This is a genomic window from Acinetobacter sedimenti, assembly GCF_022601685.1.
Taxonomy (GTDB): domain Bacteria; phylum Pseudomonadota; class Gammaproteobacteria; order Pseudomonadales; family Moraxellaceae; genus Acinetobacter; species Acinetobacter sedimenti.
Window position 1 is genome coordinate 79,760 of record NZ_JAKUML010000011.1, and the last position, 20,401, is coordinate 100,160.

Annotated in this window: 17 protein-coding genes, 1 pseudogene and 1 riboswitch; of the genes and pseudogenes, 6 read left to right on the plus strand and 12 right to left on the minus strand. The window is 42.9% G+C overall.

Annotation, left to right across the window (positions count from 1 at the left end; genetic code table 11):
- Nucleotides 1-47: 47 nt before the first annotated feature.
- Both thiC and MKI79_RS08235 read right to left on the minus strand, forming a co-directional pair.
- On the minus strand, nt 48-1,943 hold the full coding sequence (thiC, locus tag MKI79_RS08230; protein WP_241571928.1) for a phosphomethylpyrimidine synthase ThiC: 1,896 nt from the start codon (nt 1,941-1,943) through the stop codon (nt 48-50).
- A gap of 96 nt (nt 1,944-2,039) precedes the next feature.
- Nucleotides 2,040-2,198, minus strand: a riboswitch (TPP riboswitch).
- A gap of 83 nt (nt 2,199-2,281) precedes the next feature.
- A complete protein-coding gene (locus MKI79_RS08235; protein WP_241571931.1) occupies nt 2,282-3,457 on the minus strand; it encodes a hypothetical protein in 1,176 nt (391 codons plus the stop codon).
- 323 nt (nt 3,458-3,780) lie between these two features.
- Between MKI79_RS08235 and hpt the strand changes: the two genes are divergently transcribed.
- Both hpt and MKI79_RS08245 read left to right on the plus strand, forming a co-directional pair.
- Nucleotides 3,781-4,320 (plus strand): hypoxanthine phosphoribosyltransferase, encoded by a 540-nt coding sequence (hpt, locus tag MKI79_RS08240; RefSeq protein WP_322111815.1) that lies wholly within the window; start codon nt 3,781-3,783, stop codon nt 4,318-4,320.
- Between the two features lie 101 nt (nt 4,321-4,421).
- The gene (locus MKI79_RS08245) at nt 4,422-4,673 is read left to right on the plus strand and encodes a GlsB/YeaQ/YmgE family stress response membrane protein (RefSeq protein ID WP_241571934.1); all 252 of its coding nucleotides are present in this window, start codon (nt 4,422-4,424) and stop codon (nt 4,671-4,673) included.
- 115 nt (nt 4,674-4,788) lie between these two features.
- On the opposite strand, the gene MKI79_RS08250 is transcribed toward MKI79_RS08245, so the two are convergent.
- The 6 genes from MKI79_RS08250 to MKI79_RS08275 all read right to left on the minus strand — a co-directional run bounded on the left by MKI79_RS08250 (nt 4,789) and on the right by MKI79_RS08275 (nt 11,775).
- Nucleotides 4,789-5,271 (minus strand): FKBP-type peptidyl-prolyl cis-trans isomerase, encoded by a 483-nt coding sequence (locus tag MKI79_RS08250; RefSeq protein WP_241571938.1) that lies wholly within the window; start codon nt 5,269-5,271, stop codon nt 4,789-4,791.
- Nucleotides 5,272-5,324: 53 nt separating this feature from the next.
- Nucleotides 5,325-5,882, minus strand: coding sequence for a signal peptidase II (gene lspA, locus MKI79_RS08255; protein ID WP_241571940.1), 558 nt, complete (start codon nt 5,880-5,882; stop codon nt 5,325-5,327).
- Nucleotides 5,875-8,721 carry an isoleucine--tRNA ligase gene (ileS, locus tag MKI79_RS08260; protein ID WP_241571943.1) on the minus strand — a complete coding sequence of 949 codons (2,847 nt, stop codon included), beginning with the start codon at nt 8,719-8,721 and terminating at the stop codon, nt 5,875-5,877. Before ileS ends, lspA begins: the two co-directional genes overlap by 8 nt.
- A 69-nt stretch (nt 8,722-8,790) precedes the next feature.
- Nucleotides 8,791-9,801 (minus strand): riboflavin biosynthesis protein RibF, encoded by a 1,011-nt coding sequence (ribF, locus tag MKI79_RS08265; RefSeq protein WP_241571945.1) that lies wholly within the window; start codon nt 9,799-9,801, stop codon nt 8,791-8,793.
- Between the two features lie 158 nt (nt 9,802-9,959).
- A complete protein-coding gene (locus MKI79_RS08270; protein ID WP_241571947.1) occupies nt 9,960-10,448 on the minus strand; it encodes a hypothetical protein in 489 nt (162 codons plus the stop codon).
- Nucleotides 10,449-10,641: 193 nt separating this feature from the next.
- Nucleotides 10,642-11,775, minus strand: a complete 1,134-nt coding sequence (locus tag MKI79_RS08275) for an anhydro-N-acetylmuramic acid kinase (protein ID WP_241571949.1) — start codon at nt 11,773-11,775, stop codon at nt 10,642-10,644.
- A gap of 79 nt (nt 11,776-11,854) precedes the next feature.
- Between MKI79_RS08275 and tyrS the strand changes: the two genes are divergently transcribed.
- The 3 genes from tyrS to MKI79_RS08290 all read left to right on the plus strand — a co-directional run bounded on the left by tyrS (nt 11,855) and on the right by MKI79_RS08290 (nt 16,147).
- On the plus strand, nt 11,855-13,069 hold the full coding sequence (gene tyrS, locus MKI79_RS08280; protein WP_241571952.1) for a tyrosine--tRNA ligase: 1,215 nt from the start codon (nt 11,855-11,857) through the stop codon (nt 13,067-13,069).
- A 313-nt stretch (nt 13,070-13,382) separates the two neighbouring features.
- The gene (locus tag MKI79_RS08285) at nt 13,383-14,741 is read left to right on the plus strand and encodes a hypothetical protein (RefSeq protein WP_241571954.1); all 1,359 of its coding nucleotides are present in this window, start codon (nt 13,383-13,385) and stop codon (nt 14,739-14,741) included.
- Nucleotides 14,742-14,941: 200 nt separating this feature from the next.
- On the plus strand, nt 14,942-16,147 hold the full coding sequence (locus MKI79_RS08290) for an alkane 1-monooxygenase (RefSeq protein WP_241571955.1): 1,206 nt from the start codon (nt 14,942-14,944) through the stop codon (nt 16,145-16,147).
- A gap of 180 nt (nt 16,148-16,327) precedes the next feature.
- Here MKI79_RS08290 and MKI79_RS08295 read toward each other — a convergent pair whose 3' ends face one another.
- The 3 genes and pseudogenes from MKI79_RS08295 to ubiG all read right to left on the minus strand — a co-directional run.
- Complete coding sequence (locus MKI79_RS08295) at nt 16,328-17,074, minus strand: YciK family oxidoreductase (RefSeq protein ID WP_241571958.1); 747 nt, start codon at nt 17,072-17,074, stop codon at nt 16,328-16,330.
- Between the two features lie 130 nt (nt 17,075-17,204).
- On the minus strand, nt 17,205-17,879 hold the full coding sequence (locus MKI79_RS08300; protein WP_241571961.1) for an HAD family hydrolase: 675 nt from the start codon (nt 17,877-17,879) through the stop codon (nt 17,205-17,207).
- A gap of 83 nt (nt 17,880-17,962) precedes the next feature.
- Nucleotides 17,963-18,661, minus strand: a pseudogene (gene ubiG / locus MKI79_RS08305) (bifunctional 2-polyprenyl-6-hydroxyphenol methylase/3-demethylubiquinol 3-O-methyltransferase UbiG); the annotation flags it as partial.
- A 226-nt stretch (nt 18,662-18,887) separates the two neighbouring features.
- On the opposite strand from ubiG, the gene MKI79_RS08310 reads away from it, so the two are divergent.
- Entirely contained in the window at nt 18,888-19,520 is a 633-nt protein-coding gene (locus tag MKI79_RS08310) for a thiol:disulfide interchange protein DsbA/DsbL (RefSeq protein WP_241571963.1), read from the plus strand.
- A 114-nt stretch (nt 19,521-19,634) separates the two neighbouring features.
- On the opposite strand, the gene MKI79_RS08315 is transcribed toward MKI79_RS08310, so the two are convergent.
- Complete coding sequence (locus MKI79_RS08315; protein WP_241571965.1) at nt 19,635-20,279, minus strand: TetR family transcriptional regulator; 645 nt, start codon at nt 20,277-20,279, stop codon at nt 19,635-19,637.
- Nucleotides 20,280-20,401 lie beyond the last annotated feature (122 nt).

Consider the following 20,401-nt stretch of genomic DNA (forward strand, 5'->3'; position numbering starts at 1 on the left):
AATTAAATTCTGTAACTTAATTAGCCTAGCTTGCAAGGTTAAAAAGATCAAACCTTTTGGTACAGAGAATTGCCTTGTTGTCGGAATTCTTCACTCATCTGCTGCATACCATCTTCACGTTTTGAATCAATAAGTTGCTGTGCAGCATAATCTCGAACATTTTGTGTGATTTTCATCGAACAAAATTTTGGACCGCACATTGAACAGAAATGCGCTGATTTGTGCGCCTCTTTTGGCATGGTTTCATCGTGCATGCTTCGTGCGGTATCTGGGTCGAGTGCCAAATTAAACTGATCTTCCCAGCGGAATTCAAAACGTGCTTTAGACAGTGCATTGTCACGTGCCTGTGCACCTGGATGACCTTTGGCAAGATCGGCAGCGTGCGCAGCGATTTTATACGTGATAATACCGTCTTTGACGTCTTTCTTATTGGGTAGACCGAGATGCTCTTTTGGTGTGACATAGCACAGCATCGCCGTACCGTACCAACCAATCATCGCTGCACCAATGGCTGAAGTGATGTGGTCATAACCCGGTGCGATGTCCGTCGTCAGAGGTCCTAGCGTATAAAACGGCGCTTCTTTACAGACCTCGAGCTGTAAGTCCATATTTTCTTTGACCATGTGCATCGGCACGTGTCCCGGCCCTTCGATCATCACTTGTACATCATGTTCCCATGCACGATGTGTTAGCTCACCCAAAGTTTTTAATTCGCTAAATTGCGCTTCATCGTTGGCATCTTGAATACAGCCTGGACGCAAACCATCGCCTAAGCTGAATGACACATCATAGGCTTTCATGATTTCGCAGATGTCATCGAAATGGGTATAAAGGAAGTTTTCCTCATGATGGGCAAGACACCACTGCGCCATGATCGAGCCACCACGTGACACGATCCCTGTCAAACGATTTGCCGTCATTGGCACATAGCGCAGTAATACGCCTGCATGAATGGTGAAATAGTCCACACCTTGTTCAGCTTGCTCAATCAAGGTGTCTTTAAAAATTTCCCAAGTCAGGTCTTCTGCGACACCATCGACTTTTTCCAAAGCTTGATAAATCGGCACAGTCCCGATCGGTACAGGTGAATTGCGAATAATCCATTCACGCGTTTCATGGATATTTTTACCTGTCGATAAATCCATGATGGTGTCAGCGCCCCAACGGGTCGCCCACGTCATTTTTGCCACTTCTTCATCAATGCTTGAGCCAAGCGCAGAGTTACCAATATTGGCGTTAATTTTCACCAAGAAGTTGCGACCAATGATCATCGGCTCACATTCAGGATGGTTGATATTGGCAGGAATAATCGCTCGTCCTTCAGCCACTTCTTGACGGACGAATTCAGGGGTGATTTCGGTTAAATTCTTTGCGCCGAAGTTTTGCCCCGCGTGCTGACGCATATCCACGCCGTCACGTTGACGCTGATTTTCACGGATCGCAATATATTCCATTTCAGGGGTAATAATGCCTTGTTTGGCATAGTGCATTTGGCTGACGTTTTTACCGATTTTTGCACGACGTGGGTTTTGGATATGGGCAAAACGAATTTCTGCGGTACGAATATCTTTGAGGCGTTCTTGCCCGAATTTTGAGCTTAAACTGTCGAGCTTTTCACTGTCGTTACGCTCTTCAATCCACGTTTGGCGAATCGACGGTAAGCCTTTATTTAAATCAATTTTGACATTTGGATCGGTATAGACGCCTGATGTATCGTAGACACGAAGCGGGAGATTTTTTTCACCGCCTAAGCCTGTTGGTGTATCGGTGAGCGTGATTTCACGAAACGGCACTTGAATATCACTGCGTGAGCCTTCGACATAAACTTTTTGTGAGGCAGGTAAAATGCGGGTTAAATCTTTGGCATCTTGTTCGTGCTGTGCGTTGATTTCTTGTTGGGTTGTTGAGCTAGATGATGAATTGAGATTCGAGAGTTGGTTCATGGCTGTATCCTATGGCAGAACAATCACGAATCAAGCAGAACTAAAACAGAGATAGAAAATGGGACGATGATAAATAAATTTATCTTATATTTTCAATGTATTAGCAGGCTTGATTCCTACGCAGGTCTTAACCTGATCAGGTTCAACGGTACTCGTATTTAAACTCTTTTGACTTCAAAATTTTCAATTCTGAAGTCATAATCAAAGACTTAATACGATCTCAGCGAGTGCTTACTCGCGCTCCGTCAAGCAATGTTAAAAGATTAACAGAATTGAAAAAAATTGCTTGGCTATTTTGTCAGCAAGGATTCAATCATTGGTCAAAATATTGACTAGACTTACTGCTGCCACATCACACAAATTCCATCCGCATGACAGTCACGATAGCTATCACTGCTACTGTCCCACGGATCAGACAAATTCAACACTTTGCGGAGTTGTTCGCGAGCGATTGTATAAGAACTTTTTTCATAACCATCTCGGTCTTTTGGCTCGACAGGATACTTTTTCATACGCTCATTTACAGGTGTCTTGATGAACGTGAGGAATTTTTTTGCAGGTTCTGCGAGCGCAGTATCTTGGCGTTTGGCAAGGGCTTTGATATGTCCTAAAGCGTTTTCATCTATCCATGTGTCTGGCGCAAACTCATCAGATACAGGCGTGTTGTCCGATCCAAAGAAAATGAAATATTGGTATTCTTCAAAGAGTTTCTTTGCATCTGCTTTAAAATGGCTTTGTGGATATTTTTGAAGATAATTTTCCCAAAACAAAGCACGATCGACCATTTCTGCCCACGAGATCGCAATGGCGGCATCATTGAAAAATAGTGCGTCATTATCCTGTGCCATACGAGTCACGAAGACACGCTGATCTTCAGGAAGTGCTTCAGCGAAAATGGCTTTGATATACGCAGGGCTACGACGATATTGGAACATACCTTCACCTTGATAATGTAGCTCAATATAAGCTTTATCTTGTTGATTCATCAAATATTGATCACGAGGCGACAGTGTTTTAAAAATCTTTTGATCGCCTTTAACCACTGGCTGATCAAGTGCATCACCTTGCTTCGCTTCTAAAATACTGAGTCCATATTCATCAAATGCCGCCATCTGCTTGGCATCGGTGAGCTCATGCGCAAAGAAGCGCTCGTACATTGACGTTGTTTCATCAATCCATTTGAGTTGCTGTGCATTATCGACTAGGGTGACGCAGTCTTTGAGCAATTGATTGACCTGTTCTAAAGCTTCTACTTTGCTTTCATGGTTAATCGCTCGCATGGATGTGCTTAAACTCAGGCAGGCTTTATCTACTTGTTTTGCCTGTGCGGTATTTTTTAGCTCATTCGTTTTTGCATCATTTGCGGTCTTTTGATTTGGTTCATTTGAGGGTTGGCATGCGCTTATGAACATTGCACTCAGTACGGTTGCATTGAGTAGCGTGATCGGCGAAAATTTTTTTAGAGCCTTCGTATTTAAAATTATTGTATTGAGAACGGTATTTAGAATAGTCATATCAAACCTTTTAATCGTTGGTTTTTGGAAAAATTTTGGAGTTGTAATTTGGATATAAGCTCAGATGCCATTCTAAGCGAAAAATACGTCGCATAAATCAGCTATTACAAAAGCACACGGAATGTACTGTGAAGTTTACGGACATTCACAGACCCTAGAAATCAGCAAATGAAAGTTAAAAATGCACGAGAAAGTGCTGTGGACATGAGAGCAATTGGCTAGCTTTTATATAGCGAAGTACAACGAGCTACAAAGATAGGGTTAGATTTTGCAAAGAAGTTTAGTTAAAATAAATTGCTTTACATCTGTATGGCAAACACTTCATGTCACAAGTTACTCAAATGGAAGTCATGATCTCGGCAGACGAGATTCGTGAACGTATCTACGAACTTGCAGCGCAAATCAATCAAGACTATCAAGAGAATAAAAAAGAACTGGTTTTGATTGGTCTATTACGTGGCAGTATCATCTTTATGGCGGATTTGTGCCGTCAGATTGAGATTCCACATGAGCTCGATTTTATGACTGCATCAAGCTACGGCAGTGGTACTTCATCAACTCGTGATGTAAAAATTCTTAAAGACTTAGATGGTCAGATCGCTGGTAAAGATGTATTGATCGTCGAAGATATTATTGACTCAGGCTATACACTAAGCAAAGTCGTGGAAATTATACACACGCGTACGCCGCATAGTATAGAGATTTGTACTCTCATTTCAAAACCATCTCGCCGTGTGATAGACATTCCTGTCAAATATGTGGGCTTTGAAATACCAGATAAGTTCATCGTTGGCTATGGTTTGGACTATGCACAGAAATATCGCCATTTGCCGTATATTGGTCACGTGCTCGGTATTGAGTGATTTTTGTGCACAATATCACAACATAAAGCGCATAAAGTCACTATATATTCTCGCATTTTGTCGATAAATAATAACTAAAATAACGACAAAGGAGAGGCATTATGCTTTCGCTAATTTGGGCTATTATCGTGGGCTTTATTGCGGGTCTGATCGCTCGTGCGCTACATCCAGGTGATGATAAAGCTGGATTTATTGTCACGACCTTACTTGGTATTGGTGGCTCATTGTTGGCGACCTATGGTGGTCGGATGCTCGGGTGGTATTCTGCCAATGAAGCTGCTGGATTTATCGTATCTGTGATCGGCGCTGTGATCGTATTAGCGATTTATAATTTAGTTCGCAAAAAAGTTTAAGCTTCGGCTTAAGCTTTTTGTAGCTTTGGGAAGTTCCAGTTTTTTTAAGTCTACGGTACATCACCTGCTAAGCAACGACGTTTCCCATCTTGGTTAAATGCTTCGAGAATTAAAATCACATTAACCGAATCCCTTGCTGACCTTGCGGTGTGACTTTAAAAATTTCCACCGCAAAAGTAATATTTTTCCCTGCAAGCGGATGATTAAAATCAATCTCGGTAATGTCATCTGCTACAGACATCACTACGCCAAATAGGCTGGCTTTGGCTTTATCTTCAAACTCGATCATATGACCGACTTCGGGACGCTGTTCAAACTTCACCGTGTCAAAACGTTGCACATTCTCAGGATTCCATTCACCGAAGGCATCTTCAGGCGGTAGGCTCACGGTACGGCGATCGCCTGCACGCAAGCCGAAGAGCGCTTTTTCAAAACCGGGCAAGAGATTACCATCGCCGATGATCAAAGACACAGGCTCATCACGGCTACGGGTATTGTCGATTTCTACGCCATTTTCGATCGCCACAGAAAAGTGCAGTTGCACTTTTGAACCATCTTCGATGCGGGTTTCGTCATTTGGATTGATAATTTCAGACATAATTTTTCACTGTGATTCACAATAGTTTTTAGACGGTTTCGCCACGGAAATGATCAGGCAGACGGCGTTTGATGACGTTTTTTCTCAAGGAAAAAGGTGTCGATCAATAACAAAATCGTCCCTAAAGTAATCGCACAATCGGCAAGATTAAATACAGGGAAATTCCACGTTTGATAATGCACATGCAAAAAGTCGATCACCACGCCATGTACCTGTTCACCACGATAATTGACCAATTGCGTGGTCAAGCGGTCGATCAAGTTACCCACTGCACCACCCAAAATCAACGCAATCGAGGCCGGCAAAACTTTTAAGGTTTTTGGCATGCGCAGTAACCACACCACAAAAAATACAGAAACCACACTCGCCAATACTGTAAAGAAGTAGCGTTGCCAACCGCCTGCATCGGAGAGAAAGCTAAAAGCCGCACCGGGGTTGTATGCCAATGTCCAACTGAAGACTGGCAGGACATTGACACTATTGCCTTCAAAGACCAATTTATCCAGCGCAATTTGTTTACTGATTTGATCCAAAATGATAGTCAAGATACTGAGTCCTAACCACCAAAAATTCACTGCGTTAAAGCGCAACCAATCTGCTTGCTTAGGCATATTTTCTCTCTTCACCTGTGCCTGATGGCAAGTTGATGATACAACGTGAACACAATCCCTCATGACCTGCATGGGTGTTCACATCAGGCAGTACATGCCAACAACGCACACACTTTTCACCGTCTGCACCCGATACCGCAACACGTAAGCCGTCAATATCAGTGGCTTCACCTTTTGATTCATCAAACGTGTGTACAGCGACTTGCGAGGTGATCAGTACAAAGCGTAATTCATTTTCCAAGCGGTCAAGAGTGGTTTTTAATGCCTCATCCGCCCAAATATCAACTTTGGCAGAGAGATTTGAACCGACCAATTTGGCATTACGTGCCGCTTCGATTTGCTTATTCACCGCAGATTTGACTTGAATCAGACTTTGCCAATCGGCTTCACTGATTAAGTTTTGCTGAGTTGATTTAGGCAAATCATACCATTCGGCAGTAAACACATATTTCTCTGTTTGCTCAGGGATGAGTTCCCATGCTTCTTGAGCGGTAAAGCTTAAAATTGGACTCATCCAACGCACAAAAGCTTGCACCAAATGATACAGTGCGGTTTGCGCAGAGCGACGTGCTTGCGAATCAGCTTTGGTGGTGTATTGACGATCTTTGATAATATCGAGGTAGAAACCACCCAAGTCATTAATACAGAAACTGGTGAGTGCATTGCTCACGACATGGAAATTCATCTCGTCATAGGCTTTGCGAATCGTTGCTTGCACTTCGCTAGCACGTTGAATGATGTATTGATCTAATGCGATCAACTCATCCATTGGTAGCGCATCACGACTTGGCACAAAACCATTCAAATTTGCCAGCATAAAACGCAAAGTATTACGAATACGGCGGTAGCTGTCCGATACCCGATTGAAAATTTCTTTCGATGCGGCGATTTCATAGCGATAATCGCTCGAAGCCACGTACAGGCGTAGACCGTCTGCACCGAGTTGCTTGATAATTTCTTCTAATGGAATGTAATTGCCCAAAGATTTTGACAATTTACGACCATTCTCATCAACGGTAAAACCGTGCGTCAGCAATGACTTATACGGTGCATGACCACGCACACCAATACTGGCAAGCAATGAGGTCTGGAACCAACCACGATGTTGATCCGAACCTTCGAGATAGAGATCGGCAGGGCTTTGCAAGTCGTCACGTTGATCAAGCACGGCAAAATGCGTTGTACCCGAATCAAACCACACGTCTAAAGTGTCACGCACACAGTTGTATTGTTCAGCATCTTCGGCGGACAAGAAGTCTTTGCCATCACGGTTAAACCATGCGTCAACACCTTCTTGCTCGATGAGTTTGGCGACTTCTTCAATCAGCTCAGGCGTGCGTGGGTGAAGTTCATTGGTGTCTTTATGCACGAAAAATGGAATCGGAACGCCCCACGTGCGTTGACGAGAGATACACCAATCTGGACGACCATCGACCATGGATTGCATACGATTTTTACCCCAGTCAGGAATAAATTCGATGTTGTTTTCAATCTCATTCAAAGCGGTTTCACGCATGGCACATTGTTCCATGTTGATGAACCATTGTGGTGTAGCACGGAAGATGATCGGTGTTTTGTGTCGCCAGCAGTGTGGATAGCTGTGAGTGATTTTTTTATGCGCCCATAGACGACCTGTTGCACCGAGTGTCTCGATGATTTTCGGATTGGCTTTATAAATATGCTCACCTGCAAATATAGGCGCAGTCGGTAGATAAACACCATTTGACCCAACAGGATTGTCCACTGCAAGGCGATATTGCAAACCGACTTTATAATCGTCCACGCCATGACCCGGTGCAGTATGTACCGCACCTGTACCACTGCCTGCAGTGACGTGCTCTCCTAGAATGACAGGCACTTGACGTTCAGCGATCAACGGATGTTGTAATAATAAGTGTTCAAGTTTATCCCCTGTAAAATCCGCCAAAATTTTTGGGTTTTCCAGTTGATAACGGTCACAAGCCGAAGCGACCAATTCTTTCGCTAAAATTAAATTATGTGTTCCACGCTCCGATTGCACTTCAACCAATTGATACTCAAGTTCAGCGTGCAATGCCACCGCTTGATTGGCAGGCAGTGTCCACGGTGTGGTCGTCCAAATCACGATATCGGTTGCTGTATTGACAGTGTCGCCGAGTTTCGCTGACAAATCAGCAAGATCAACTACGCCAAAACCGACATCAATGGCATCAGACTTTTTATCTTCATATTCCACTTCGGCTTCCGCAAGCGCAGAGCCACAGTCCAAACACCAGTTCACTGGTTTTAGACCCGGGTGGATGTGACCATTTTTCTGAATTGCAGCTAATGAACGGACAATATCCGCCTCTTGCTTAAAGTTCATGGTCAGATACGGATTGTCCCAATCGCCAAAGACGCCTAGACGTTTAAAGTCTTTTTTCTGCAACTCTACTTGGCTTAGTGCATATTCACGGCAGGCTTGACGGAACGTCGTTGCATCGACTTTGACGCCAACTTTACCGATTTTTTCTTCGACTTTCAGCTCGATCGGCAGACCATGACAGTCCCAACCCGGTACATACGGCGCATCCATGCCGTCCATGACACGGCTTTTTACGATAATATCTTTTAACACTTTATTCACCGCATGACCAAGGTGAATACTGCCGTTGGCGTATGGAGGACCATCATGCAGAATGTATTTTTTCTTGCCCATTCGAGATGCACGAATCTGCTGATAAATGTCGTCGGCGTACCAGTCGTCTAACCATTTTGCTTCACGCACGGCCAAATTGGCTTTCATGGCAAAATCAGTCTGTGGCAAGTTAAGTGTGGCTTTATAATCCACGACATTTTCAGAAGTTTGCTTATCGCTCATGCATCTGCCTTCCAGTTGGGTTGTAAAATCAGCATCGCTGATCGTTAAAGATAAATAAGGTCAATGGTGTCAGCGGTTTAAAAAATCAATCGAGTCGTTGTCGTCTCGAAACTTTTTCAATTGCATCACATCATCATCAATACCATCTTGCAAAGCCTGCAACGATGAATAATTTTTTTCGCCGTGTAAATAGTGCAAAAAGGTTACTCGCACCAGCAAACCATACAGATTAGCAGAAAGTTCAGGGAAATGAACCTCCAATCGCCACTCAGGTGTATCTTGCTCGATCGCAGGGCGTGTACCGACATGACCTGCACCATACAGGCTTTCAGGCAAATAACCTTTAATACCAATTTGATCTGTATTTTGCGTTGCTAAAACTTGTGAAAACGGTTTTTCCAAGCTCTGTACATCGACTGCATAAATGCCACTTAGACATGGTTTATGACGATGCAAAGCGACATTAATGGTGGGGAAATTGATGGTACGACCAATCTGATCTCCGTAGACCACACGTCCAGTAATGCTGTACGGACGACCAAGAAGCTGTGCAGCAAGGGCAAAATCCCCTTGTTGCAACACCTCACGAATGCGAGTTGAGCTGACACGATCGGCATCGTGATTGACAGTATGCAAATTGGTCACGTCAAAACCTTGTTGACGGAGAAAGTCACTGTCGCCACTACGATTTTTACCAAAATGAAAATCATCACCGAGCACAAGACTTTTGGCATTGAGTTGATGTTTTAATAATTCTGCAAACTCAAGCGCACTCATGCCACGAAAGGCATCATCAAACTTGGCAACGGCAACATAGTCCACGCCAAGCTCGGTTAGTAATTCAACTTTCTCACGCAAGGATGAAATGCGAGGCGGTGCCTCGCTACCTTGAAAAAACTCTAAAGGTTGCGGTTCAAAGATCATCACCAAGCTATGTAATTGTTGTGCTTCGGCAACTTTTTTTAGCTCAGCAATCATCGCCTGATGCCCGAGATGGACACCGTCAAAGTTGCCAATCGTGACAACCGTTGGAGGTAACTGATGGTGAGGAGTCAGCGCATGTAAACGAAGCAGCTTCATAGCCAAAATGAAATCTGAACAATTTAAAGGCGACTATTGTGCCATAAATTGATTGAAAATGTTATGTGTCAATGCAGTTCGCACAATGTTTCAAGTACAAGTTTTAAATCAAGATGTTTTAAATCAGGGCATTTCAAGCCGAGCAACTACGGATAAAGTTATTTTGACAGACGGTAATAGGAATATTGCACGTTTTTATCTCGATACACATCGTAGCTACGTTGTTTAAAGTCGGACACCCAACTGTTGCCGCTATAGCCTGCGATATGACCATATTTATGTTTTTGCGTACGGTGGATAATATAAATATCACCATCTTGTGGATTGTCAAAAGACGGTTGAATTTGACGATAGCCGATCGTCTTCAAAGTATCGCCCCAGTCTGCGGCTGCTACAGGATGCGATTGAAATTTTGCACCAGCAGATTGAAATGCAAGACGAATGCTACGAGCGCAACGACTGGTACTGGTCTGACGCGTGATGCTTTTTAATTTATTGGTAAAAGAATCTAAATTGAAAAATTTCGCACTCAAACCACGCGCACCATCAAAAGGTCCAGAATGCTTTTCGGCAGACTCGGCGATCACTTGGACTTGAGGTTGAGTATTAAAGTTTGCAGGATCCGTTGCAACATTATCGTAAATCATATTTACATCATAAAACTGAAGGCGGCGTATAAATAACACACATTTTTGAGAAATGGGAGTAATGTAATAATTTGAAATATTATTACATTACGCACTTGGCATAAAAATTTGCAAAGTGTGATTTTCTTCAAAATATTTATTTAAGTATTCACTGCTATGTAGTGGTTTTGTTTATATCTAATGAATATATGTTTTAAATATGTGTCATCGAGCCGAGCACTCGAAAGCCGTTTGCGCCTGTGACCGCAGGCAGATTTCCAGCCTGACCTTCACAAAAGCGCATTGCAAGCCACGCAAAGGCGGTCGCTTCCACCCAAATCGGTGCCAGTCCAAGTGCTTCGGTGGTTTGCACAGACCAGTTGTGCTTACGCAGTCGCCAACGCAGTTGTTCGAGTAATGTGCCATTAAATGCACCACCACCACAGACATAGATTTCACCTGTCGGCATGGTGTCTTTACTACGATAAATGGCTTTTTTAATCGCTCGAGTGGTGAGCTTCATTAAGGTCGCTTGCACATTTTCAGGCTGATCTTCGAGTTCATCATAGTCGAGATCATTACGCCAATCAGCAAGTTGATCATCAAGCCAGTCGATATTGAAGTCTTCTCGCCCTGTGCTTTTTGGTGGTTCTTTAGAAAAATAATCGTGCGCTTGTAGACGATCGAGTAGCGAGCGAATCGGATGACCGTATGCCGCCCAATTGCCATTTTCATCATAAGGCTGACCTGTATAACGATCGCACCACGCATCCATCAGAATATTGGCAGGCCCTGTATCAAAACCGAAAATTTGCTCGGGTTGACCCGCAGGAAGCATGGTGACATTGGCAATTCCGCCCAAGTTTAAAATCACCCGATGAATACTTTCATGCTGAAATAACACTTGATGAAACGCAGGAACCAGCGGTGCACCTTGACCATTCGCTGCCAAATCACGACTACGAAAATCGTAAACCACAGGAAGATTGGTCAGTTCGGTAATGATATGCGCATCGCCAATTTGCAGAGTAAAACCACTGTCTGGACGATGGCGAATGGTTTGACCGTGCGAGCCGATGGCTCGGATTTGGCTGTGATCCAGTTGGTTGTCTTCGATCAGTTGATTGACACCATGACCAATCATTTTACCCAGTGCCACGTGCGCAACCGCCATGCGATCAATTTCATTATCATCAGGCAATGACAATGCCATCAGCTGATCACGCAAATCTTCTTCAAATTTTAAAGTCAAGGTAGCGTGGATCTTTAATGGATCAAAAGATGCGGCAACGAGGTCTAAGCCGTCCATGCTCGTGCCTGTCATCACACCAATATATATTGCACTCATGCCGATCTTTGCCTGCATTTTTCTGAAAAAATGTTAGTATATCGCACAATTTGAAAGTTAGAACGATTAGGTTTTACTGATGAGCACTTTTCTACCTGCTGAAGAGCAGTTGGCGTTAATCCAACGTGGCACGCATGAGATCATTTCTCAAGATGATTTATTGAAAAAATTGAAACAAAATAGACCACTACGCATCAAAGCAGGTTTTGACCCGACGGCGCCTGATTTGCATCTCGGTCATACTGTACTTATTAATAAACTTAAAGTCTTCCAAGATCTTGGGCATGAGGTACTATTTTTGATCGGCGACTATACTGCCATGATCGGTGACCCAACAGGGAAAAGTGCGACACGTCCGCCATTGACTCGTGAGCAAGTCGAAGCCAATGCCAAAACTTATCAAGAACAAGTCTTTAAAATCCTTGATCCTGCCAAAACCAAAGTGGTATTCAACTCAGAATGGTTTTCAAAACGCTCTGCTGCGGATTTGATTCAATTGGCAAGTCAGCAAACTGTGGCTCGAATGCTTGAACGTGACGACTTCTCAAAACGCTATCAAAGTGAACAACCGATTGCCATTCATGAATTTTTGTATCCATTGGTACAAGGTTATGATTCTGTAGCGATGGAAGCCGATGTTGAGTTAGGTGGTACAGATCAAACCTTTAACTTGCTGATGGGACGTACCTTGCAAGGACGTTATGGGCAAGAGTCGCAAGTCTGTATCACTGTGCCGATCTTAGAAGGTTTGGACGGTGTCAAGAAAATGTCCAAATCGCTTGGCAACTATATCGGTGTATTTGATGCACCAGGTGCGATGTATCAAAAAATCTTGTCGATGCCTGACAGTTTGATTGAGCGGTATTTTGAATTGCTCAGCTTTAAATCAATGGATGACATCGAAATCTTGCTCAAAGAGATGGCAGAAGGACGCAATCCGCAAGAGATTAAACGTATCTTGGCATTAGAAATTGTAGAACGCTTCCATGACCAAGAAGCTGCGGAAAATGCCCATAAAAGCGCAGGTAACCGAATTGTCGATGGTGAAGTGCCTGAAGACACGCCTGAAGTCGATATTTCACTGTCTGAAAATGGCGGAGAAATCTTTATTGGTTCGATCGTGCGTCTTGCAGGATTGACGAAGAATGCAGCGCAAGCTAAAGATGCAGTCGCTCGTGGCGCAGTCAAAGTTGACAATGAAGTAGTCGATGGTTCATTTTCTGTGAATGCACCAAAAACTGTGGTGATCCAAGCAGGGAAGAAAGCCATTGCTCGGGTAAATTTTATTAAATAAACCGCAAATCTAAACAGTTGATTGGAAAAACGCTACTTTTACCAGTGGCGTTTTTTTGTTTTGAGTTTTCGAATTTTGTCGATCATTGCGAAATGGTTTAAAACAGATTACACGCACCACTTGATCTCTGAAAGATGCGTTGTTATAAACAATTCATGAAAATGCGTAGAACATACGTATTATTTTCAAGCATAATACAAAATTGTCATTTCGATTTTACTTATAAAATGAATCATCAGATTGTTAAGACGTTTATGGCGATCTGACAGTTGATTGGCAATTATCAGATTAGAATATTTGAGGTAAAAACATCATGTCCCTGATCCGAAGGTGGTTTGATCCGATCCGATCGAAATGGTATTTCGACCGTCCGCATCGTCAAGCCGAATTGCCGATAGATCAAGGAATTAGTGCCTATCTGCGCTTGGATGATGTCTATAGCTATCTTGCGGTTCAACAGCTCATACAGCTCGAAGAAATTCTGATCGACGAGATTCGACCTTTAAAAATTGTGATTTCTACACAAACTGCTCCGCCACCGCAAGGCATGTCAGTCAAAGCATGGCAACATTATACTTTAAATGATGCCAAAATCTTGGCAATGCAGCATCGCTTTGCCTTTGATGATGTGCCAGAGATGCCGACACAGCAGGCTTTGGATCAAGCGCACACTATTCTTGAGCGCACACCGCTGACAGGTCGTGACTTTTTATATTTGCTTGAAGATATTTTCCATATGTTGTGGAATCAACAATATGGCAAATTAAACATGCTCTATATGATGGCGAAAAATTACCGTCAGCCGAGCGAAGATGCGCAGTTTCGTTTTGATGATACGCCTATTCTGACGGCATTCTTTAGTTTTGGTGGACGAGAATATCAAGCGGTAGACGATTTACTGCGTTTGACACGTCGTTTACAACAACAGAAATTACTCACTTCATCGCCAATTTTCCTGATTAATCATATCGAATGGCGTGAGCATCTGATTCAAGATGCCGAAGAGCTGACTGATATACAAGCCATGCAACCTGAGCTTGATTTGTATTTCACCTTAGAAAATCCAATTTCATGGTTATTACTTGCCTATATCAAAGAAGAGTTGGCGAATCTTTACAACATCCATATCAATATTTATCCGCTACCGTATCAAGGGCGTGATTTCTTTGATTGGAGTTTGGCGATGCGACTGTCGAAACGGACAGATGTGGCATTTACACCATTTTGTCGTCCTGATCAAAACACAGTCATGGCCATGGCAAAATTATTTTATCAAGTTGAACCTGAGCAACGTGTTGATGCGGTCTTAGAAATGCTACGACTGACATGGACGAAGGGTAAAGATTTAAGCTTGGCGAGCCATCAGCGCAGTGTGTTAATGAATCATCAATTTATTCAGGAAAGTGTTCAAGAAAAAATTTCTAATGACGACGTTTATCAGGCTTTACAGCGTAATCAACAACACTGTGATGCGTTACAACAGCCGAATCAACCTGTCATGGTATTGCGCATTGCCGAACAAGAATTTGTCTTCAATAGCTTGTATCGGGTATGGATGATTGAAAGTATTTTTTCGAATATTTTGCAAAAGAAATATGAAGCAGAATCTGCATCGAATGAGTCAGACTTAGTTGAAAAAGACTTGAGGATTGAATCACAAAATGTTGAATAATTGAGCCATTTATTATTTTTTGAAGCGCATACATTTCAATCACGTCAATATTAAAAACGCTCAAGGCCAATGTTCAAAACGCTCAAGACTACGACTGAAATGGTCTAAAATGATAATAAGCTGTCCTTTTCGGCAGTTCTTTTGAACCCTAATGCCTTTGATAATTTCGGATAGAAACTCAAAGTATATTAGGTGACGCAATGAATGCACCCGCACAGCTTAGTTTGCAGGACGCAACTGCCCATGCAAAAAAGATTGATAAAAAACGCCGTTGGTGGCTTCTCAGCCCTGGTCTGCCGATGATCGGTGTGGGTATTTTGGCAGGTTATCAGTTTGGTCCAAAATGGACACGTAAGCTGTTTGCGCTCAGTGGTCCGATTGTGCTGCATGCGATCATTCCTGCATTCGATGCCGTGATTGGTAATGATGAAAACAATCCAACCGATGAAGATGTGCAGAGCCTCGTCAAAGATCCGTACTACGATTGTCTGGTCAAAATGTTTATACCGATCCAAATGGCGGCGAATGTCTATGCGGCGTATTTGGTATCACGTAAAGACACGCCGATGCTCGATCGAATTTTACTTGGCATCTCAATGGGTGCGATCAACGGTATCGCAGTGACCACGGCGCATGAGCTATCCCATCGTCCGAATAAATCAGATCATATGTTGTCACATGCGACATTGATGCCACTGTTTTATAATCATTTCCGTGTGGAACATCCGTATGGTCATCATAAGCGTGCAGCGACACCTGAAGACCCCGCATCATCACAAATGGGTGAGAGCTTTTACCAATTTTGGCCACGTACCGTATTTGGTGGTATCAAGTCGGGTATTGAGATCGAAGCTCGCCGTTTGAAACGTAAAGGTTTACCATTTTTCAGTAAAGACAATGAGTTGCTTCAAGGTTGGGCGATGAGTGCGACATTCCATGCTGGTTTGATTAAAACCTTTGGTACGCAAATCATTCCATATCTTGCTACGCAAGCGTTCTATGGTATTAGCCTATTTGAAATCATTAATTATATTGAACACTATGGACTGAAACGTGAGCAGAAAGCAGATGGTAGCTATGCTCGCACCATGCCTGAGCACAGTTGGAATAATAACAATGTGGTGACCAATCTGTTCCTGTATCAGCTACAACGTCATTCTGACCATCATGCCTATCCGACACGTCCATTCCAAGCGTTGCGTCACTTTGAAGAAGCGCCTGAATTGCCGAGTGGTTATGCGACGATGCTGTTGCCTGCACTCATTCCATCGTGGTGGTTTAAGATGATGGATCAACGTGTCTATGATCATTATCAAGGTGATTTAAACAAAGCCAATATTCATCCGAAACGACGTGCTGAATTAATGCAGAAGTTTAATGTGGTGGATGAAACAGATCATGTTTGATTTTTGAAAAGGCAGGCTTGGAGGTCGGTAGCCCTGCAAACTTTACACAAAATCAGTTTCGCTTGCGAAAGTGATTTTGTGTTTTAAATTCTTGAATTCTTATGACAACTGAAAAATTGATAGATTTTGGTGGATTTACTTACAAAACACCGAGAAAAATTTCTGCAATATACTTAAAAACTACTGCGCATCAATACTTTCACCAGTCACCGCATGACTATCTTTACCCATCAGGTACAGATATGCAGGCATGATGTCTTCAGGTGTCGGCAAGGTTTTTGGGTCTTCACTTGGATAAGCTTTGGCACGCATTGCCGTGCGTGTGCCACCTGGATTGATACAGTTAAAACGAATATTGTCTTGATCTGCAAATTCACGTGCAAAGATTTGGCTTAACGCTTCTACGCCAAATTTCGATACAGAATATGCACCCCATTCTGCACGTGCATCACGTCCCACGCCACTACTGGTAAAGATAATGGATGCACTGTCAGAGCGTTTTAACAAAGGTAATAAGGCTTGGGTCAGGACAAAAGGAGCACGTAGATTGATATTGAGCACATCATCCCACACCTCAGCAGGATAATTTTCCAAAGTCACTCGTTCGCCCAAAATCCCTGCATTATGCAAGATGCCATCAAGACGACCAAACTGCTTGTCTAAGGTATTAAACAAGGTGTCATAATCATGTGCGGATGCACTGGATAGTTGCAATGGTAAAATCGCAGGTTGCGGTGCGCCAAGTGCTTCGATCTCATCATAAATAATTTCAAGTTTATTAATGCTACGACCATGTAGAACCACTGTTGCACCGTGAAGTGCATAGTTAATCGCTGCGGCGCGACCAATACCATCGCCACAACCCGTCACAAGGATGACGCGACCTTTGAGTAAATCAGGATCAGGTTGATAGCTTTTAAAGTCCATGTGGAACCTCTAGTGGTATGGGTAATTCATTGTAGAAATTGTTGAATAGATCATTTTATTTATCGGTCAAAGCATGTACAAAGTCAAAGGATATTTGTTAATGACTTTGCACTACTTTTACCTTTCAAATTTATTGATTAACCAAAGACAGCAACAAATCAGATAATTCAGTAACATCTTGAACGATATAATCTGCACCCCATGCTTCCAAGTCATCAGCAGATTCAGGTGGAAGATAGCCATAGGCAGCCAGTATCGTTGGCATATTGGCATTTTTCCCGGCATCAATATCACGAGGGTGATCTCCGACATAGACGATTTGATTTGCTTCGATATTGAGCTGTGATGCAGCAAGGAACATGGGTTCTGGATCAGGTTTGGTATTTTTGACATCATCAGGACAGACCAAGACCGCACAACGCTCGGTCAGATTCAGTGCTTTGAGTAAGGCTTCGCTGAGTCCACGAGGCTTATTGGTGACAATGCCCCACGGAATTTTGCGCTGTTCAAGCTGAATGAGTAATTCATCCATTCCCTCAAATAGCGTGGTATCCACTGCAATATCTGCACCGTAGCGATCAAGAAAAGCTTGACGGAGTTCGAGAAATCTAGGATCGGTAACTTCTAGGTCTGGATAGACCAAACGCACCATAGCACGAGCGCCTTCGGACACTTGAGTGCGAATGCGTTCGGCAGATACGACCTCAACGCTACCTTCACGGCACATGGCTTGAATGATGCGAATAAAGTCTGCTGCTGTGTCGATCAAGGTGCCATCAAGGTCGAATAAAACCGCTTTGATCATGCCTCGTTACCTGCTTGAGTTGTTTTGCTTTTTTTAGCAGTTTTATTTGATGCTTCTTCAGTAGATGTGGCTACAGCAGGCTTGACCGTGTGTACCATATAGTTCACATCGACATTCGGGGCAAGCCAATAGTATTTGGTCAATGGATTGTAATGCAGTCCTGTCATGGCTTTGAGTTTCAAACCTGCACCACGAATCGCACCTGCTAATTCAGAAGGGCGAATGAATTTGTGATAATCATGCGTACCACGAGGCAACATGCGAAGTACATACTCCGCACCGATAATCGCAAACAGGTACGACTTCGGATTACGGTTGATGGTCGAGAAGAACACATGACCATTTGGCTTGACTAAATCAAAGCAAGCTTTCACGATAGACGCAGGATCAGGCACATGTTCGAGCATCTCCATACAGGTCACTACATCATATTGACCTGCTTGCTCACTTGCCAATTGTTCAACAGGAATTTGCTTATACTCGATATTATTTACACCTTCTTGCTCGGCATGGATACGTCCAACCGCAAGCGGTGCTTCACCCATATCAATACCGAGTACAGAACCTGCACGACGTGCCATACTTTCCGCCAAAATACCGCCACCACAGCCGACATCGAGAATTTTCTTCCCTGTGAGTCCACCAGACTTTTCATCAATCCAATTTAGACGTAGCGGATTGATCTGATGCAAAGGGCGAAATTCGGAGTGTTGATCCCACCATTTATCTGCCAAAGCTTCAAATTTGGCGATCTCTTGGGCATCGACATTGGGTGTGGTCATATCTCAGTACCTTTGGGAAAATGGAAAATTATTCTATAAATAAACGGATTACCGTAGCTTAGCTTAGAATACCAGTGAAGAACATTATTAATCGTAATCAACGAACAAAAATCTGTTCACAGATTAAAACGATTCGTCCCTATTTACTCTATATTTATTTTATTTAATATCCTTTATAGTGTGAACACTTAAAAAATTATTCAAGATGATGAGGACGTATAGACCAATGAAAAAGCTTGCTTTAACGGTAATGTCTGCTGCAGTGATGACAGTTTCAGGAATGACGTTTGCCGCAGAACAATTTATCGAAGGAAGAGATTATAAATTGGCACCAAAAGTAGGCAAAGTGGACGTTGCTGGCAAGATCGAGGTGCGTGAGTTTTTTTGGTATGGTTGTGGACACTGCTACAGCCTAGAGCACCCAATGCAACAATGGCTTCGCAAATTGCCAAAAGACGTGAACTTTGTGCGTACACCTGCGGCGATGAATCCAGTTTGGGAGCAAAATGCACGTGGTTACTATGTGTCTGAAGCATTGAAAATCCGCCGTAAAGCGCATATCCCATTATTTGATGCGATCCACAAAGGTGGTCAACAGATTTTTGATCAAGCATCTTTGGCGCAGTTCTATACCAAATATGGTGCAGATACCAAGAAATTTAACAGCTTGTTCAATTCATTCGCGATCACAGGCAAAATCAACAAAGCCAAAAACTTGGCAATGGATTATCAATTGACAGGTGTACCTGCGGTAGTTGTCAATGGTAAATACATCGTGCAAGGTGATAGTCAACGTGTTATTCAAGTCGTGAATTATTTGGTCGATAAAGAACGCCAAATCATGAAGAAAGCCTCATAAGACAGTACTTTAGATTGAAGTAATTAAAAATAAAATTGGAAAAGCTCGGCATGGTTCGGGCTTTTTTATGCACAAAATTTTGATTAGGCTCTAATTTGAAAATATAAATTCTATTTATTCAGCACTTTGCCAATTTTCAATGCCACGAAACATTAGTCGCACTTGAACTGTCACTTGGTCAATATATTGCTGTTGCTCTGTTTCAAGCTGAGGCGAGCTGAGATTTTCACGCATATTGCGCCACGTCATTGCCCAAGTAAATGATAAATTGATCAAAATGGTCGAAATTACCATCAAGTCTTCAACACTTTCCACATGTTTAAAACTGGTACTTTCCGTCAGATCATTACCCAGTCCTGCGATCAAAATATCAATTTCATTGGCAATCTCTTGGCGTACTGCAAGAGATCCGCCCCAACGCTCTGCGATAAAGAATAACCAATCTTGTGGGCTTTCATCCACGGCTTTAAAAAATAATTCGATACTGCTACGCGTTTTAGCATTTTGTTGAATGAAATAACCCTGACGCAGTTGCAAGATGACTTCTCTTAAACGCAAAGAAACTTGTTCGACCAAGTTGCAACCGAGCTGATCCATATCTTCAAAATGACGATAAAACGCCGTCGGTACTAAACCAACCTCACGAGCGATCTCACGCAAGCTAATGGTGCTAAACGAACGCCCTGATGTGCTGAGCTTGAGTGCTGCATCAAGTAAAGCTTGGCGACTTTGTTGTTTGCGTTCATCACGAATCGACATGGATTAAACTCAAAAAATGCAATAAAGACATATGGAAAGCCACAGTCTAGCAAAAAAGAAGAAATTGACCTAAAAAAATTCAGTGTACAAGTGTTGACTTAAATTAAAACTGCGGATATAGT

Coding starts and splice junctions, on each gene's coding strand:
- thiC (WP_241571928.1), bottom strand. CDS start 1,943: ATGAACCAACTCTCGAATCTCAATTCATCATCTAGCTCAACAACCCAA.
- MKI79_RS08235 (WP_241571931.1), bottom strand. CDS start 3,457: ATGACTATTCTAAATACCGTTCTCAATACAATAATTTTAAATACGAAG.
- hpt (WP_322111815.1), top strand. CDS start 3,781: ATGTCACAAGTTACTCAAATGGAAGTCATGATCTCGGCAGACGAGATT.
- MKI79_RS08245 (WP_241571934.1), top strand. CDS start 4,422: ATGCTTTCGCTAATTTGGGCTATTATCGTGGGCTTTATTGCGGGTCTG.
- MKI79_RS08250 (WP_241571938.1), bottom strand. CDS start 5,271: ATGTCTGAAATTATCAATCCAAATGACGAAACCCGCATCGAAGATGGT.
- lspA (WP_241571940.1), bottom strand. CDS start 5,882: ATGCCTAAGCAAGCAGATTGGTTGCGCTTTAACGCAGTGAATTTTTGG.
- ileS (WP_241571943.1), bottom strand. CDS start 8,721: ATGAGCGATAAGCAAACTTCTGAAAATGTCGTGGATTATAAAGCCACA.
- ribF (WP_241571945.1), bottom strand. CDS start 9,801: ATGAAGCTGCTTCGTTTACATGCGCTGACTCCTCACCATCAGTTACCT.
- MKI79_RS08270 (WP_241571947.1), bottom strand. CDS start 10,448: ATGATTTACGATAATGTTGCAACGGATCCTGCAAACTTTAATACTCAA.
- MKI79_RS08275 (WP_241571949.1), bottom strand. CDS start 11,775: ATGAGTGCAATATATATTGGTGTGATGACAGGCACGAGCATGGACGGC.
- tyrS (WP_241571952.1), top strand. CDS start 11,855: ATGAGCACTTTTCTACCTGCTGAAGAGCAGTTGGCGTTAATCCAACGT.
- MKI79_RS08285 (WP_241571954.1), top strand. CDS start 13,383: ATGTCCCTGATCCGAAGGTGGTTTGATCCGATCCGATCGAAATGGTAT.
- MKI79_RS08290 (WP_241571955.1), top strand. CDS start 14,942: ATGAATGCACCCGCACAGCTTAGTTTGCAGGACGCAACTGCCCATGCA.
- MKI79_RS08295 (WP_241571958.1), bottom strand. CDS start 17,074: ATGGACTTTAAAAGCTATCAACCTGATCCTGATTTACTCAAAGGTCGC.
- MKI79_RS08300 (WP_241571961.1), bottom strand. CDS start 17,879: ATGATCAAAGCGGTTTTATTCGACCTTGATGGCACCTTGATCGACACA.
- MKI79_RS08310 (WP_241571963.1), top strand. CDS start 18,888: ATGAAAAAGCTTGCTTTAACGGTAATGTCTGCTGCAGTGATGACAGTT.
- MKI79_RS08315 (WP_241571965.1), bottom strand. CDS start 20,279: ATGTCGATTCGTGATGAACGCAAACAACAAAGTCGCCAAGCTTTACTT.